Genomic DNA, 17,197 nt, shown 5'->3' with positions numbered 1-17,197 from the left:
TCTAGAGACACCCTAACACTGACCTGTGACAGAGTGCCTGCAACTAATAAGTAATGTTTATAAATGAAATGGTAAAGACTAACAGGATAAAAACAGTGATAGTTAAATATTTATAGGCGACTTTAGCATATCTATAATGATACGAGATAATGATTATTTTCATCACCTAAGCTAACGAATGGTTAATAATCAGTTTTTTAGGTAAATTTCTGATGTCGATAAGTAATACCACGTTGTTCATAAACATGATAAATAGCAGTCAGTAAATCAGGAATACTAGGATGAACGAAGTCTTTGAGCGTGTGTAGATAGATAGGGGAGGTAACGTTTTCATGCACCAAGCGTTGATAGCTGATTTGTTCGGTACGTACCGTTTGTAGGCTGGCAGGTACGAGCGTAATACCTTCACCTGCTGCTACTAGACCCAGTGCGATCTGTAAATCACTCACCGTTGTTGTCATAAAAGGAGAAATACCGTATTGTGCAAATAAATGCAGCAAAGGCTCAGTAATGGGCGTATTGTTGGTTGCCGATTCTTTATTCGTATGAAGCGTTTTGGTATGAGCGTTTGGCGTGGCCATCGGCAAACGTGTTTGATGATATAGAATCAATCGGTTGTTTGCCAAGTCTATCAGCCTCTGCTCACGTACATGTGCTAAAGCATGCGCTTTAGGTAAGGCAACGACATAGCGTTCATGGCGCAGTAATATTTGCTGAACCCATGGGTCTTGATGCGCAAAACGACCAAAGCCAATGTCGATATCACCAGATTTTAGAGCATCCATTTGCTGATAGGAGCTGATATCTTTGAGATTGACTTCAATATCAGGACTGGACTGCTTGAGCCTAGCAATGATTTCTGGGAGCAACCCATAGAGCACGGAAGGAACAAAACCAATATTAAGAATACTACTTGGTGCGGATAACCGCTGCGTCATACTGGTCACTGTATCAATCTCTGTTAGAATAGCACTGATTTTATCGTAAAAAAATGCACCAGCCTCAGTCAAATCGAGCGGCCTATGATAACGATCAACCAGCTCCACACCCATATCGGTTTCGAGCTGTTTGAGTAAGCGGCTCAGAGTAGGCTGTGACAACCCTGTCTTGGTTGCCGCCGCGCTAAAGCTACGCAACTCTGCGATAGATATAAAGGCATTCAGTTGTTTTAAGTCCATACCGTTAAACCTGTGTTGATATAGTCGGTTCAATATAACTTGGATACAAGGAAACCAAGTGAAAGTGCTGCAAATAGTAAGCTAAGCGAGACTGACGCCGTATCCAGTAGATAGAGGAGTGACTATAGCCACTCTATGGCTTATTAGTATAGTGCATACCTCTATCCATATAACCACCTATTCACCGACCAATATTAGAGTCTGTTAAACATAGGGCTAGTTGAGCTGTTAACTCAAAGCCAACCAGGCGTTGTTTGTATTGCTCATTTCTATTTTTCATTGGTTATTATATTCAGGTATTAAAAAAGCTTTGTCATAGCCAAAGTAGCGACATACTCGTACAGTTAGCAAGGATTGCAATATATCGAATTTATATAAATTTAACTATAAGTTAGAAAATATGCAGAATAGTAACGATATTTACAATATACTTTCACTATAAAATATTTTGTACTTGAAGATAATAAGATGAACAATTATATTATTTGATAACGATATAGTTACACTGTAGTAATAAACTGGTTTGGTATTATTTTATGAGCGACAAAAAAACAGATATTGGTACAGATTTTGAAGAAAAGTTGGCGGAAATCACCACTAGAAATCCACGTGCTCGCACCAATAATAATATCTATGATCGGTTCGTCAGTCGTGTAGAAAACACTAATAGTGAAGACTTAACACAATCTGAAAATATTAAGTTAGCACCTAAATATCAGCCTTCTGGAAAAACAGAGCTTGAGCTGCGTACCGATTCAGATAATGATACTCATCTGTTAAATAACACATTGAGTATAGATCAGGCTGAAACAGATACCGTGTTTGATTTTTCAGATCAAGTACTGTCTATTGATACAGATGAATTCCTAGAAATTGATTCTGATGATACTCATGTGGAAAGTAACAACGAAATTGTTGAGTCAGAGTCAGATTTTTCAGATCAAGTACTGTCTATTGATACAGATGAATTCCTAGAAATTGATTTTGATGATACTCATGTGGAAAGTGACAACGAAATTGTTGAATCAGAGTCAGATTTCTCAGATCAAGTACTGTCTATTGATACAGATGATTCCTTAGAGATTGATTTTGATGATACTCATGCGGAGAGTGACAACGAAATTGTTGAATCAGAGTCTGACCAGCTCTGCAATACGGATGAGACGACCTCTATAGCTAATGATGACGAAGCTACACAAGAAACGCAGAAACAGCAGGCTGTCAATATACCAGCTGCTACAGAAGCAAAAAACAAGCCAGCAAATAATAAAAAAACGCTCGTTATTGGTCTGATTTTGGGTTTAGTATTGATTGCTATTGTTATAGCAACACTTGTTTTTATGGGCGTTTTTCCAACAGACACAGCTACCGCTGATAATACTGAATCAAATATTAATAGTAATGTCGATACGGTGCCAACGGATAGTGCGCCTAGTTCTGACGAGGAACAAGTAGCCAACAGTAATGCCCAAACTGATACTGATACTGATACTGATACTGAGATCAGCGTTACAGAGACACCAGCAGCCTCACAACAGGATGAGCTAACTGGTGAGAATCAGAGCGCCAATAACGATATTGTCGATAGCAATAGCAATGCGGCTATCGATGAGAAAAAGACCACAGATACCACCTCAGATGACGCAGTATCTAGTGAGGCGCAAGCTAAACCAGCCATTAGTTACGAGGATTTTAGACAGGAGTCACAAAATACATTGTATCGTGAGACCAATGATTAGGTTCGCTTTACTATATATACAGCTAGTTGCTCTTATCTTTTCTAGATTATTGATAAAACGGATGAAATCAATATCAAAACGCATGAGTTACGCCAACAAAAAAGTCAAAGAAAGCCTTCTAGTAACATAAAAATAATCATCACAGTCGGTATGTTGTTGGTGATCACTATTGTTATGTCTAACTATTTTTTTGCAACCATTTCTCAAAACTCGAATATCACCACAATATTTCCAACAACTGATAGTGTCTCTCTTAGCCATCACCAGCTAGTCAGTAACTCGCAGTTATTAAACATGCAAAACAATAAATCAGACCTCAATCGTGTTCCTGATAGCCCCATAGTTGATGCTGTCATTAGTTATGATGATTTTAGACAAGAGTCGCAGAATACCTTGTATAGAGAGACTGACAGCTCTGTAGTACGTGAAACAGATAATGTAGTGAATAGGGAGCCAGTTTTGAGTCAGGAAATGTTTAGAATGGAAGCGAAGAGAGTCTTATATCATGAGGCAGAATGAGGTCGCAGTAAGCATTGCAGCCCAGGTCACTGGTGTAGTCAGCGAACTACTAAGGCGTTCTCTCAATCTTAGACGTTTTGACTAGTTTGGGGACTTAAACCAAATTAGGGCCTGTTGACTATGCAACATGCCCTAATAATAAAGCATTATAGATTTATAACATTAATCAGATTTCTCAGCCAGTTTATAGCTTTGATACTGTCTTTGTATGTCAATATATTCGGCAATACGTTTGGCATCATGCCATACGCCCCAAATAAAGCTAGAGCCTTTACTAGACAGGTACGGCAAACCAACAAAGTAAATGCCTGGCTCGCTGGTGATGCCTCTATTGTGTATCGGCGCACCATTTTCTTGAAAAATATCGAACGGTAGCCAGTTGTAATCATAGCCAAAACCGGATGCCCAAATAATACTGGTGATATTGTCTTTTTCAAAATCCAATTCATGGATGGGGTTTTTCATAGAGTCAGGCATATCCATGATAATTTTTGCTTCAGGTTCTTCAGGCAAATCTAGACCATTCGCTTCAATGTAGTCATCCATCTCTTCAAGATTATCTAAGTAGTTTTTCTCAGCACTGACAATGTTGTCAACCAAATCGTCATTAAAAGAGACAGTATTGTCTTCAAAGGCTTTGGTCATTCCTACAAGAGTGATGCCATCATGACCCATTTTTCTAAAATCGACAGTTTGACCACCATTCATTCCGCTTACCGCAAACCCTTTAATAGGTCTTTGTGGTGGCTTTGTTTCGTGCCATGTGCCTAATACACCTAACCACCAAACATTGTCTCTTTCTCTATATTTACGTGGTGGTCGCTCGTGCGGGCCCACAGATAAATACACCTTTTTGCCAGCACTATTGAGTTCTGATGCAATTTGTACACCTGAAGATCCTGCACCAACAACCAATACCGCACCATCAGGGAGCTGATCGGGGTTTTTGTATTGATCAGAATGTATTTGATATAAGTCTGTTTTTTGAGGAGCAATAGCAGGAATAACGGGTTTTTGGAAAGGCCCTGTTGCGACCACGATATTATTGGCAACAACGTCTCCTTGATTAGTTTTGACGGTAAAACCTATCATATTCTTGTTTTTTACAATATTTTGTACTTCTACGCCAGTTTCTACTGGCGCATCAATCATGTGGGCATATTGTTCAAAATATTCAGCCACTTCATTGTGTGGTACAAAACTCTCTGGGTCATGAGGAAAGTCCATATTTGGAAACTTGTCATGCCAGCAAGGACCGTTGGCCACTAGTGAGTCCCATCTACGGGTCCTCCATGCTTCAGCAATTCGGTTTTTTTCTAATACCAAGTGATTGATACCTAGATTGCTTAAATGCTCACTCATGGCAATACCAGCTTGACCTGAACCAACGATGAGCGTATCTATATTTTTGTTGTTGATTGACATATGGCTATTCTCTCTATTAAACAAATATGAATGTTTGGCATAACAACTCTATTAAGGTCAAATCCTCTCAATAAATCATATCCACTGACCTCATCATAATTTTTATATATTACAAATGACAATCATATGTCCTGAATTTATACCTCAAAAAAACCGAATCAGTTTGATATGGCTTAACCTAATCACTAGAAAGGAAATCTTAATTTGCCTTGAAATTGATTTGCGACATACTGTTTATAAGGCCCAAAACACGCTTTAGATAGCATTTACTTTATTTGAACATGACATGAGGCATCCCATGAAACACACACGTATTCGACCTTTTAATACAAAAAATACTTACCCTGAACAAAATATTGATAATGATTTATGCCAAGCAGTGGTGGCAAAAGGCAGCACCGTATTTTTACGAGGGCAAATTGGTCAAAATTTAGAGACCAATGAAAGCGTTTGTATTGGCGATGTCAAAGGTCAAACAGAACAAGCAATGTACAACATTGATATGTTGTTAAAAGAGGCTGGCGGAGAGCTAGAGGATATCTGCAAAATCACCATTTACATCATAGATCCTAGATACCGCGAAGATGTTTATCGTGTGGTTGGTCGTTGGCTAAAAGGCGTACATCCTGTATCCACTGGTATTGTGGTCTCTGCATTGGCACGTCCTGAATGGTTGGTAGAAGTAGATGCCACCGCTGTGATCTAAAACTATAATTTATATTAAGGATGTACGATGACTTTTTCTATTATTGCACGCTGCACAAAAACAGGACAGTTAGGAGCGGCGGTTAGCTCATCATCACCAGCAGTGGCATCTAGGTGTATTCGTGCTAAAGCTGGTGTTGGTGTGGTTGCTAGTCAAAATATAACTGACCCTAACTTGTCTCAAGTATTGCTTGAGATGATGCAATACAATTTAACGCCCACTGATGCTGGCCTAGAGCTAATTAAAAGTACAGAGTTTATCCAATATCGCCAATTAATGGCGTTAGATACAACAGGGGCACCTTTTGTATTTAGCGGTGAGCACACCCTCGGCACATTTTCTACGGTTGTTGGAAAAAATGCTTCTTGCGCCGGAAATATGCTATCTAACACGGCTGTGCCAGAAGCTATGCTAAATACTTTTGAAAAAAGCGAAGGCGCGCTTGCCAGCAGACTACTTGAAAGCTTAGTATCAGGGTATAACGCAGGTGGAGAAGAAGGGGAAGTGCACTCTGCAGGGCTGCTAGTAGTAGATAAAGCCACGTGGCCGATTGTAGATCTTCGAGTTGATTGGTCAGACACTCCAATAGAGGATTTACAGCAATTGTGGGGAATTTACGAACCTCAATTAGACGATTATGTTGTAAGAGCTTTTAACCCAACGATTTCACCAAGTTATGGAGTACCTGGAGACTTATAAATATTATTTAATCAAAAGGATTTATCGTGTTAAGTCGCATCACTCTACGCCAAATGGAATACTTTGTTACCACCGCTGAAAGTGGCAGTATTATCATCGCTTCTGAAAAGATCCATATCTCATCTCCGTCGATATCAGCGGCAATAGCGCATATGGAATCTGAGCTCCATGCGCAGTTATTTATTCGCCAACATGCTAAGGGGCTGTTATTAACAGAAATTGGTGAGCAAGTAAAAAATGCTTGCAAAGTGATTCTCGCGCAATCTTCTGATCTTTATTCTATGTCAGCTGACTTCACAGGTGTCATGCGCGGCAAAATTAAAGTAGGGTGTTTTTCATCCTTTGCGCCTTTTATTTATGCTGAAATCATACATGGGTTTTCTCATTTATATAGTCAGGTAGATTTAGAAGCAGTGATAGATGATCACCATAACTTGCTGCAAGAATTGAATCAAAACACGATAGATCTCGCATTATTATATGACTTGCATATTGATGAAAATCTAATCAATTTTACGCCATTAGCAGACCTACCACCGTATGTGCTTTTGGCAAAATCTCATCCATTGGCTAAAAACACAGCCGTTACGTTGGAAGAGCTGACTGAGTATCCGATGATACTACTAGATATGCCTTACAGTAACGATTATTTTCTTTCGCTTTTTCGTACCAAGCGTTTAAAACCCAACATTAAAGAAACTTGTAAATACGTTGATGTCATTCGTTCGATGGTTGGCAACAATATTGGTTACACCATTTTAAATGTTCGACCAAAAACTGACTTTTCATACGACGGTAAAGAGTTGGTCATGGTTAGGATATCTGGTGATGTGCGTCCTATGAAAATTGGTATTGCCACACCTAAAAATGCAAGTCTTACCAACGTTCAACAAGCTTTTGCTAGCCGTTGCCAAGCCTTTATTTCAAACCAATATATACCAGGCATGAGTGTTTCTTATTTTTCGGAAGCTCATATCAGAAATGAAAAAGAATGAGAAAATCTCAATTCAACAGCACTAGAATCGCATTCAGTACGAAAGATGATCTATTTCAATAGCATTTCGACTCTCTGGTTTTAGTTTGTAGACAAGGCTCAATCGAGGTTAAACACTAACCCAATGAACACCTTGCTACTGATTGATTAAAAGCTCGTAGCAGCCTTCTAAGCAGGCATATCGAAACATTGTCATAACTCAGTTATTAACTAATTTTAGAGGATAGAACATGCAATTTGATTGGGTATACACGTTTAGTTTGTTAAAAAATACAAACTTTTGGTACGCTACCTTAACCGTTATTGAGCTTAGCGTCTTAGTATGGTTTTTAGGCATAGTGTTAGGCTTTATACTGGCATTAGGTAAAAAATCCAAAATCAAACCGGTCTCTTTATTGAGTAGAACTTACATATGGTTGTTCCGTAGCTTGCCTTTATTGGTATTGCTTATCTTTATTTATAGTATGCCGCAGGTGTTTCCAAAAACCAGCTTTCTACTAGCATCCTCATTCATTTCAGGTTTAATAGCACTCACATTATGTGAGTCAGCCTATATTGCTGAGATTCATCGTGGCGGTCTAAATGCGGTGCATCAAGCTCAAGTAGAAGCGGGCAAGGCACTAGGTATAAAACCAATAGGCATTCAAAGACTCATTGTGGTGCCGCAGGCATTAAGAATTGCCTTACCTGCACTGAGTAATGAGTTTGTGGTCATCGTAAAATTAACCTCATTGGTGTCAGTTATCTCTTTAACTGAGATTCTACTGGTTGGCCAACGGTTATATTCTCAAAACTTCTTAGTCCTTGAGACCATGCTAGCCGTTGCTTTTTATTACGTACTTATTGTCACTGTCTTTGGCTTTTTAATTCAAAAGTTTGAAATATTTATAGATATTACGAAAAAAAACCCATCAATATTGAAAGAAGGTGAGCTGGTTAGCAGTATCACTACCAATAAATCTTTAAACAACTACAAAGAAATAAATAACGAAAGAAAAGGCGATTATGCGCTTGAAGCCACTGATATCCATAAATCATATGGCGATCATCATGTATTAAAAGGTATTGACCTAAAAGTAAAATGGGGTGAGGTGGTGTCGGTCATTGGACCATCAGGATCAGGTAAAACCACATTTATTCGCACCTTAAACAGTCTAGAGGCGCTGAATAAAGGTACGGTTGATTTAATGGGCAACCCATTTTTGAAAGATACCGAATTAACCGATAAGTCTAAACCTTTTAAAGAACAAATTGTGCATATCGGTATGGTCTTTCAAAACTTTAACTTGTTTCCACATAAAACAGTTTTAGAAAATATCATGCTAGCACCTCAATATCACAAAATGTATGACAAAGGCGTTAACCAGCTAACAGCGATTGCAATGCTCGATAAAGTAGGTATGAGAGAGCATGCTAAAAAATATCCGCATCAGTTATCTGGTGGTCAAAAACAGCGAGTGGCCATTGCCCGTGCATTAGCGATGGAACCTTCTATCATATTGTTTGATGAGCCAACCTCTGCATTAGATCCAGAATTAGTGAGTGAAGTATTAAAAGTCATGGAACAACTCGCCAAAGAGGGTCTCACCATGATTATTGTGACCCATGAGATGAGCTTTGCCTTTAAGATTTCGGATAGAGTGATATTTATGGAAGGTGGTCATATCATAGAACAAGGGTCACCAGCCGAACTAGAAAACAGTACCAATGAGAGGTTTAATCAATTTATCAAAAACGTCGATCAGTAATTGCAGTTATTATTCAAACCAAAAGTAAACCGATATATGTATGTATATCGGTTTACTTTTTTAGTAGCACGCCAGCGTGTTCATAATCCAGCATTTTCATAACTTAACGTGCTCATAGTATCGTCAGTGAATGACTAGAGCGCTACGACGTAGTCCTCCTTTAAATAAAAGTGCTAATGAGCAAACGTAATAAACGTACAGACCCTCGTACTCATTTAAGAACTCTTTGACTTATAGCATCAGCACAGCGTGGCAATCACGACAACGCAACTGGCAATTATTAATACAACCATTAAGACAATTACTAAGACCATAAAAAACCACCTATTTGCAGGTGGTTTTTTGATGTGCGCCAAGCAATATAAATTATTTAATAAAATCAGGCTCTTGTGCTAACAACAGTCTTTTTATTTCTTCAAGGTGGGCTTCGCTAAAATCCTCAATAGACTCCCAATCTTGAGCGGTTTTCTCTGCGATGTCATCAGGAATGATGTTTAAGGGCTGATTGGTTGCGTAGGCGGTTGCTAAGACCTGACAAGATCTTTCAATCGTATACATATCATCGAACGCCACACCAATACTGTGTGAGCCGATCAATATCCCGTGATTGCCCATCATCAGACGGCTATGGTTGCCTAATAAGCCTGCTAATCTTTTACCTTCTGCATTGGTATCAGCCATACCTTGATAGCATCTATCATAATTCACGCGATTGAAATAACGTGCCGTATTTTGATCAATAGGCTTAATAACAGGGTCTTTTAACGTAGAGATGGTGGTTGTATAAATAGGATGTAAGTGCAGCACACATTTAATATCAGGTCTTGATAGATGGATTTGACCATGTATGGCCCATGCGGTTGGGTCAATTCTTGCCAACAGTTCTTCATCAGGATTATTGGTGTCTAATAATATTAAGTCACTGGCTTTAATGGTTGAAAAATGTTGCCATTTTGGATTGATAAGAAACTTGCTACCATCTTCAGACACGGAAGCACTGAAATGATTGGCAACTGCTTCATGCATATTTAGCCTTGCAAACCAGCGAAAACAAGCGGCTAGGTCAATACGTGCCTGTGCTTCAGATTTCATAGAGTTGCTTATTGAGTTCGTCATAAAATACTCCTATGGGTGTGATTATTACTATACAGAGAGTATTGAAAACAGCACTGTGTTTTTAAATAGGATTTACATTAGTAGTGCGTAGGTTTTTCAAAATTGCTTTTAATAGACGCAATTTAGTATAACTAGGGTATGCCCTGTTAACGTTATCAGCACCGTTGATACTGTTGTTTAAATTCACTAACCCTTTAGGAATGAATACGATGAAACAACTAAAACTTATATTACTCTCTGTCACTGCAGGTTTAGCGCTAACTGCTTGTTCAAATGAAACACCCACTAGCAATACAGAAAATAGTGACGCCACATCTACAAACGCAAGTGTTGATAAGCAAATAATTACGATAGGGTCAGACATGACGTTTCCGCCCTATGAGTATTTAGATGAACAAGGCAACCCAGGCGGTATAGACGTAGAAATCATGGCCAAAGTGGCTGAGCTTAATGGTGCGATTACGCCTAAATGGGAAGATACAAGATGGGCAAACTTAATTCCTGGCTTAAAAGGTGGTAAGTTTGATGTACTGTACTCGTCAATGTATATCACCAAAGAACGTCTAGAACAAATTGATATGATTCCTTATTATAAGACGGACATCTCTTTATTGGTACGTAGTGACTCAGACGTTGAACCTAGAGGCGCAGATGACCTATGTGGCGAAACGGTTGGTACAATGAAAGGCACGGCATTCTCTACTCAATTGGCAGACATCTCGCAAGAATGTGTCACACAAAATAAGCCTGCCATTACCATCAATGAGTATGAAAACTCACCTCAAACCACACAAGCGCTATTGTCTAGAGCGGTTGATATTCAGTATGACGATGCAGCAGTCATGAAGTCTGCCGCTGCTAAGTTAGGTGATCGGGTTAAGGTAAGCTCTACACAAGAGTTCTTTCCCATTGTTGGCGGTATAGCAGTCAAAAAGGGAGATACTGAAACATATAAAATCATTGCAGATGGTATCGAGCAAATGAAGCAGTCAGGTGACCTAGAGAAAATACTAAGCGTCCATGGACTGACGGTTCCAAGTCAAGAAGATATTGATCAAACTATGAATTAATCAATTGTTAATTCGCTTGATAAAAGTAACGGGATAGCGGATTTATTGATGTTTTACTATAAGCAAATAGAAGGAATTTAAGATGTTAACGAGCGAGCAAATCCAACAGTATTATGATGATGGTTATTTGGTTGTAGAAAATGCCATTGAGGCTGCTGAGCTGACAGACCTATTGGGTGAGATAAAATCCTGGATCGATGAAAGTAAGACGCATACCGAAGCGTGGGGAGCGACACTGGATGGTAGAGCAAGGTTTGATATTGATCCAAAGGATCATAGTGCCGATAACCCTTCTTTAAGACGTGTCACATCTCCTACAGAGATATCTGATAAGTTCTCTGATATGGCACTTAAATCTACCATGTCAGAAATGGCAGGCGATTTGATCGGCGGCAACGGCACACGATTTCATCATAGTAAAGTCAATGCTAAACTGCCCAACACCACAACCACTGTTAAATGGCATCAGGACTTTCCATTTACGCCTCACACCAATGATGACATGCTAACCGCACTACTCATGATTGGAGAAGTTACATTAGAAAACGGACCGCTGTTGGTGGTGCCTGGTAGCCATAAAGAAGAGTTGTATTCGCATTGGGAAGACGGCAAGTTTGTGGGCAAAGTGAGTAATGAGGTAGAAAGCGAGAAATGCCAACAGTTTGTACCTTGTATTGGTAAACCTGGTTCGATCTGTTTTATGCATAGCAGATTGCTGCACTCATCTGGCCCTAACAAAAGCGAGTTGCCCAGATACCTGTTTATCTCAGTTTATAACGCAGAAGATGCGCAAGCACTATCGCCAAACCCTTTACCAAGCAAGCATGAAGGTGCGTTGGTAACAGGTATCGCTAGCGGTACAGTCAGATTAACAGAGAACAATATCCAGCTGCCCGAAGTACCTGATGGTGCCTCGTTTTTCACTCAACAAGAGATGGCTGCTACGGCCTAAGATTACAGTTTGTATAGATCTAAATAACATGGGCTCCTTTTATATAAAGGAGTCTTTTAAGTGAATTTATTCAGTAGTTAGGGTGTGTCCTCATCTGCTGATTTATATTTCAAGTTAATGTCATTACAAAACTGGAGTTACCGGATGAAAACCATTTTAACCAGTCCTATTACTGATCGATGCGCATGGAAAGGACAGGATATAAGTACCAAAAAGGACTGGATAATTGAATTAGATAGCCACTTAATTTCAGTGTTGGACAACGCACTACATTTTATTAAAGGTTTGAATAAATCTGCTCCAAATTTTAAGAAAAGTGATGTTCCGATTAAAGATGATGCTTTTTTGGATCTTATTAATAATATCTCTGAAGCATTGGAAAATGGGTACGGATTTATTGTAATTAGGGGGCTAGACCCGCTTTTATATAATGAAGAAGCGTTAATAGATATGTTTTATATTTTGGGCGTCTATTTAGGTGACTCTGTATATCAAAATAAGGATAAACAATTATTAGGATATGTTGAAAATGTAGGAGATTTATCAAAAAAAGAGACTCGGGTTTATCAAACCAATACGTACCTGCCATATCACTCAGACCTATCTGACGTAGTGGGCTTGATCTCAATCAGGAAAGCTAAAATAGGCGGTGAAAGCAGTTTGGTCAGCTTTGCATCTGTCTATAATACAATCTTAAAAGAATATCCTGAATATTTGGCTTATTATTATCACCCTGCCTATTATCATCATTTAGGCAGTAATAACCCGTCTATAAGTCCAATTTTTAGTTATTGGGAAGGAAAGTTGGCATGTCGCTATTTAAGAAAATATATAGAATTAGGTCATGAAAAAATAAATATTCCAATCTCACGTGTTCAGACTGATGCCCTTGATATATTCGATGAAATAAGCCATCGACCTGAATATAGACTAGATATGATGCTTGAACCGGGTGATATTCAGCTATGTAATAATTATGTAGTGATGCATTCAAGAAAATCTTTTGAAGATTATGAAGATCAAGATAAAAACCGAAAACTGGTTAGACTTTGGTTGAAAATGACAAATGCAAGAGCTTTGGCTCCAGACTTTCCTGGTAAGAATGGGTTTTCATAAAATACTATAAGGCTCATATTTAAATGACATTATGCTTGGGTGCAACACCGAAGTGTATCTATATAATCTGCCCAATCCTGCATCATCTTTACTCTGGTATCTATTTCATCAAGGCGATTATAGGCACCGCCATGAGTATCTTTGATACGATGACCTAGCTGCAGCTCTGTGACGATGTCTGAATAGCGCAGATCAGGCTGCTCCATCAGTAGGGTTTTAGCTGATGCCCGAAATCCATGGGCACATTGCACATTTTTATAGCCAAGCCGATGAAATACCTGTACCAGTGCTGCTTTACTGATATAAGCATTACTTGAAGTGCGCATTGATGAAAACACATATTCTTTATGACCAGTGATAGCTTGTATCTCTTGCAGTCTTGCAATGACCTGCGCCGCTAATGGCACCACTAGATCTGACACCATATCATCACGCCCTTGGCCTTTGGTTGGAGAAAACGCCCATATACGTTTGTCCCAATCTATGTCTTGCCAGCGCATAGAACGCAAATCAATACTACGCACAAACACATAAGGTAATAAATTGATGGCGGCAATGGTAATCGTACTCGCACCATTGAATGATGCCATGTCTTGTAATAAGGTTGCGAATTTATCTGGCTTGGTGATGGCTGGTAAGTGCCTGCCTGAGTTGGCAGGTGCCAGCTCTCCTCGGGTATCTATAGCCACATTCCTATCACACAAGCCGCGCGCCACCGCAAATGAAAACACTTTTTCTGTATAGAGCCTAGTACTGGCCCCAACGAACGCCGCTTGGTTCTTATTATTTTGAATCGACTCACACACCGTTAAAATAACTTCGCTGGTAATGTCGTTCATCCTCAAATCGCCAATCTCAGCGCACATATATCCTAAGCATAAATCCCAAAATTTAAGTGTTGAATCGCTAAACCCTGCTTTATTGCCTTTACCCTTATGGCGAGTCGCCATTTTATTGGCACGCCATGCCTGAGCCACCTCAGAAAAAGGTGCGTTTTTTAAGTGCGCATATTTATGGGTTTTTTCCTTTTGGTGACGCGCTTTGGGGTCAACCCCTTTTGCTACAAGGGCGAGTATAGATTCTGCCTTATACTTAACCTCATATAAACTGACCTCTTCAATACTACCCATCATGATTTTGGGACGTTTGCCTTTAATATGCGGATGTGCGTAACGCAGGTAATATGATTTTTTGCCGCTTGGTGAGACTTGCACGCTCAAACCTGCCATACCTGATACACGAACTGAATAGGTCTTGCTTTGAGTGGTCAGCTGATTGATATCACTAAGGTCGTTGATTGCCATATTTATATCCGTCGTAATGGTTGGTGATACCGTTAATTGAATATAGCCATCACTGTCTTGACTATTGGATACCTTGATGGACACCTTGAATATTTTTATTTATAAAAATTCCTTTATAAAAAGCAGTTTAACTAACAATCATCCCCAAGGTTCACTTGGGGATGATTATAGCATAATGTACCAACAATTAAGACAATAGCGATTGGGTGATGTATTTATCACTTGAAATGCTATAAATATCGTTTTTATCTAAAATTTCAGTACATAAATTTAAAGAAAAAAATCTCTGTAACCTATATTTATCAGTAGTTACAAAGAATTTATTACCTAATTAGTGCTCGCGTACGAGCATAGAATAATAAAATAGGGGTGATAGTACTGTTCTGTGCAAATTTAGAGAGTATTATTTTGAGGTGTTTTTAAGGTACTTTTTAAAGCAGTGTGTAAATGTGTGGATTTAAAGAATTGGCAATTAATAAGAGGGGTTGAGCAGAGCGATAAATGATTTGATAAGCAATTTTATTTCCTGTCATACAAAACACTCAAAACGCTTCACTCAGCCACAATTGAGTCGTAGCTTAGTGAAGCGCTGTGTTGGTTGTTTATAGACTTTTATGCCTTGGCTAAAAACTGATTAAGGTGTTCTGCAATTTCATCAGGTTTTTCGTCAATTAACCAATGAGCGACATCTTTGATCCAAACAAGTTCCGCATTTGGAATCGTTTCTACTAACTTTGGCGCATAGTCCGGTTTTTGGAAAGGATCTTGATCTCCCCACATAATAAGTGTCTGTTGCTGAAGGTTACTCAGATCGTCAGCAATAGCCTGAGTATACTCCTTGTTTAACCGTTCAAGGTTACGGAAAAAGGCATGCTTACCATCTTCAGTCGACCAAGGTTCAAGATACATATCTATAAGCTCATCCGTCATGATGCTCTTATCTTGTACGCCTTTTGGTAAGAAGCCTCGCATCATGGTTAAAAAATCCTCCGAGCTCATATCAGACTCAGCGCCAGGCTCTTGCAAGGGTTCAAACTCTGGAATAGGCCACGAATCAAAACAGATACTATCTATCAAGACAAGCTTACGAATTTTCTCTGGATAATTAACTGCGATCAATTGCGCAATACCGCCACCAATATCATGCCCAACAATATCAGCACGCCGCGCACCTAAGACGTCCATGAGTTTTGCGATTATGCTACTCTGAGCGTTAATGGACACATCTGCATCGTTTGGTTTGTCAGATTTACCATAATTGAGAAGGTCAGGGGCGATGACACGATGTGTCTTTGCAAGCTCTGGAATGATATTTCGCCACATAAGGCTGTTGGTTGGAATCCCGTGTAGCAGAATTATCGGACTACCTGAGCCTTGTTCCAAAAATGCAATTTTATGCCCATCAATGTACGTATGGTTTTTTGTTATTTGAGTACTCATAGCGTTCTCCTAAAAATGACTATCAATGATTGTGAGGCCATCCTGCGGGTAAGAAAAGTCGTTCTGGTGTTGTATCAAAAATTGTTATTTTAAAGTCAGGTAAAGCAGACCAACCCGAAGAAAGTGATGTTCATCATACATTAATAGTAAGAAAATTATGGCTTTAACGGTTATTGGTTTGTACCTCGAACGTTATGAGTTTGTTGAAATGCCTAAATAATTTATAATGTTGTAAAGTTTAAAAAAACACCTTTTAACGTATTAAATGGCAACTTGATGCTGTTTAGCGGTATCAATATCTCATGATCAACTATAGATAATAAGTAGTGATATAATACTCCAATAATCAATATTTTATAAAAGGTCTACCTTATGGCTCGTACCGCTAGCGCATTACACATTTTAGTAAAACACAAAGAACAGGCTGAAGACATTATTGCCAAGCTTAAAAAGGGTGCCAAGTTTGATGTGCTCGCTAAGCGATATTCAACCTGCCCATCAGGTAAAAAAGGCGGTAGCTTAGGTGAGTTTCAAAAAGGCGACATGGTACCGCCATTTGATAAAGTCTGCTTTACTGGTGAACTTTTCACCCCGCATTTAGTGAAAACCAAATTTGGTTGGCATGTGGTGAAAGTGCTTTATCGGACGTAAGTGTCCTCGCCAGCCATACCAGCGTGTACCTCTTGCACTCTGCTGCCTTGGGGTTGCATTTTAATCACTAGGGTTGGGTTCTTTTCTTTTCAATGACTTGTACCAGCCCGCTCTGTACTGATGATGCATCAGCAGGTGGCATAGCAACGGCTGTGTTTTTGATAAGCAAGGTATACTCATAATTAGGTTCATAATCAAAACCCTCTATATCACTATATCTGTACTGCCAATCTGTTTGACTATCCGTTTGGTCAGCTGGCTTTGTTAACAGGCATGATTGTGGCGCGACGCCTACACAGTTTACTTGATGGTCAGCGACGATGATTTTGCGTAATACATATGGCATGGCATGTACAGTTAGCTGACGTTCGCCATCTGGCTTTGATTGCTTGTCTGTTATTTCTATATCACCCTTGACTTCTATATAGGGGCTGTATAGAATTGAGAAAACATTGAAAAAAATAAGCAACGCCTTACTCTAGTGTTTACCACAATAAAGAAACAAGGCGTCACTTATGGCTCGCACCAAGCTCAACGATG

At 39.2% G+C, this 17,197-nt stretch carries 16 protein-coding genes; 10 read left to right on the top strand and 6 right to left on the bottom strand.

Features of this window, described 5'->3' with window-relative positions; translation table 11 throughout:
* Nucleotides 1-197: 197 nt before the first annotated feature.
* Nucleotides 198-1,178 (bottom strand): LysR family transcriptional regulator, encoded by a 981-nt coding sequence (locus ACT3RN_RS02625; protein ID WP_442074672.1) that lies wholly within the window; start codon nt 1,176-1,178, stop codon nt 198-200.
* A 536-nt stretch (nt 1,179-1,714) separates the two neighbouring features.
* On the opposite strand from ACT3RN_RS02625, the gene ACT3RN_RS02620 reads away from it, so the two are divergent.
* Nucleotides 1,715-2,917, top strand: a complete 1,203-nt coding sequence (locus ACT3RN_RS02620) for a hypothetical protein (RefSeq protein ID WP_442074673.1) — start codon at nt 1,715-1,717, stop codon at nt 2,915-2,917.
* Between the two features lie 174 nt (nt 2,918-3,091).
* Complete coding sequence (locus tag ACT3RN_RS02615) at nt 3,092-3,436, top strand: hypothetical protein (protein ID WP_442074674.1); 345 nt, start codon at nt 3,092-3,094, stop codon at nt 3,434-3,436.
* Between the two features lie 162 nt (nt 3,437-3,598).
* On the opposite strand, the gene ACT3RN_RS02610 is transcribed toward ACT3RN_RS02615, so the two are convergent.
* Nucleotides 3,599-4,861 carry a flavin-containing monooxygenase gene (locus ACT3RN_RS02610; RefSeq protein WP_192518453.1) on the bottom strand — a complete coding sequence of 421 codons (1,263 nt, stop codon included), beginning with the start codon at nt 4,859-4,861 and terminating at the stop codon, nt 3,599-3,601.
* A 298-nt stretch (nt 4,862-5,159) separates the two neighbouring features.
* Between ACT3RN_RS02610 and ACT3RN_RS02605 the strand changes: the two genes are divergently transcribed.
* The 4 genes from ACT3RN_RS02605 (at nt 5,160) to ACT3RN_RS02590 (ending at nt 9,008) form a co-directional block, all read left to right on the top strand.
* Nucleotides 5,160-5,567: a RidA family protein gene (locus ACT3RN_RS02605; protein WP_442063401.1), complete on the top strand. Its 408-nt coding sequence runs from the start codon at nt 5,160-5,162 to the stop codon at nt 5,565-5,567.
* 27 nt (nt 5,568-5,594) lie between these two features.
* The gene (locus ACT3RN_RS02600; protein WP_442063402.1) at nt 5,595-6,266 is read left to right on the top strand and encodes a DUF1028 domain-containing protein; all 672 of its coding nucleotides are present in this window, start codon (nt 5,595-5,597) and stop codon (nt 6,264-6,266) included.
* Nucleotides 6,267-6,292: 26 nt separating this feature from the next.
* Nucleotides 6,293-7,261, top strand: a complete 969-nt coding sequence (locus ACT3RN_RS02595; protein ID WP_192518450.1) for a LysR family transcriptional regulator — start codon at nt 6,293-6,295, stop codon at nt 7,259-7,261.
* Nucleotides 7,262-7,490: 229 nt separating this feature from the next.
* Nucleotides 7,491-9,008: an amino acid ABC transporter permease/ATP-binding protein gene (locus tag ACT3RN_RS02590; protein WP_442074675.1), complete on the top strand. Its 1,518-nt coding sequence runs from the start codon at nt 7,491-7,493 to the stop codon at nt 9,006-9,008.
* Nucleotides 9,009-9,374: 366 nt separating this feature from the next.
* Here ACT3RN_RS02590 and ACT3RN_RS02585 read toward each other — a convergent pair whose 3' ends face one another.
* Nucleotides 9,375-10,124 carry a class II aldolase/adducin family protein gene (locus ACT3RN_RS02585; RefSeq protein WP_442062985.1) on the bottom strand — a complete coding sequence of 250 codons (750 nt, stop codon included), beginning with the start codon at nt 10,122-10,124 and terminating at the stop codon, nt 9,375-9,377.
* Nucleotides 10,125-10,333: 209 nt separating this feature from the next.
* Here ACT3RN_RS02585 and ACT3RN_RS02580 point away from each other — a divergent pair, with 209 nt between their 5' ends.
* From ACT3RN_RS02580 to ACT3RN_RS02570, 3 genes are all read left to right on the top strand, one after another.
* Nucleotides 10,334-11,194 carry an ABC transporter substrate-binding protein gene (locus tag ACT3RN_RS02580; RefSeq protein ID WP_192518448.1) on the top strand — a complete coding sequence of 287 codons (861 nt, stop codon included), beginning with the start codon at nt 10,334-10,336 and terminating at the stop codon, nt 11,192-11,194.
* A gap of 82 nt (nt 11,195-11,276) precedes the next feature.
* On the top strand, nt 11,277-12,146 hold the full coding sequence (locus ACT3RN_RS02575) for a phytanoyl-CoA dioxygenase family protein (RefSeq protein ID WP_192992279.1): 870 nt from the start codon (nt 11,277-11,279) through the stop codon (nt 12,144-12,146).
* A gap of 144 nt (nt 12,147-12,290) precedes the next feature.
* Nucleotides 12,291-13,262: a TauD/TfdA family dioxygenase gene (locus ACT3RN_RS02570; protein ID WP_442074676.1), complete on the top strand. Its 972-nt coding sequence runs from the start codon at nt 12,291-12,293 to the stop codon at nt 13,260-13,262.
* 29 nt (nt 13,263-13,291) lie between these two features.
* Here the strand turns inward: ACT3RN_RS02570 and ACT3RN_RS02565 are convergent, their stop codons facing one another.
* Nucleotides 13,292-14,566, bottom strand: a complete 1,275-nt coding sequence (locus tag ACT3RN_RS02565) for a tyrosine-type recombinase/integrase (RefSeq protein ID WP_192520635.1) — start codon at nt 14,564-14,566, stop codon at nt 13,292-13,294.
* A gap of 612 nt (nt 14,567-15,178) precedes the next feature.
* Nucleotides 15,179-16,006 carry an alpha/beta fold hydrolase gene (locus ACT3RN_RS02560; protein ID WP_192520636.1) on the bottom strand — a complete coding sequence of 276 codons (828 nt, stop codon included), beginning with the start codon at nt 16,004-16,006 and terminating at the stop codon, nt 15,179-15,181.
* A 372-nt stretch (nt 16,007-16,378) separates the two neighbouring features.
* On the opposite strand from ACT3RN_RS02560, the gene ACT3RN_RS02555 reads away from it, so the two are divergent.
* The gene (locus ACT3RN_RS02555) at nt 16,379-16,657 is read left to right on the top strand and encodes a peptidylprolyl isomerase (protein ID WP_192520637.1); all 279 of its coding nucleotides are present in this window, start codon (nt 16,379-16,381) and stop codon (nt 16,655-16,657) included.
* A gap of 67 nt (nt 16,658-16,724) precedes the next feature.
* On the opposite strand, the gene ACT3RN_RS02550 is transcribed toward ACT3RN_RS02555, so the two are convergent.
* Nucleotides 16,725-17,003, bottom strand: a complete 279-nt coding sequence (locus ACT3RN_RS02550; protein ID WP_444518450.1) for a DUF4377 domain-containing protein — start codon at nt 17,001-17,003, stop codon at nt 16,725-16,727.
* Nucleotides 17,004-17,197: the final 194 nt, after the last annotated feature.

The organism is Psychrobacter sp. AOP5-GZ1-6 (genome assembly GCF_052376345.1).
Lineage (GTDB): Bacteria > Pseudomonadota > Gammaproteobacteria > Pseudomonadales > Moraxellaceae > Psychrobacter.
This window is presented reverse-complemented; position numbering and strand designations above follow the sequence as displayed.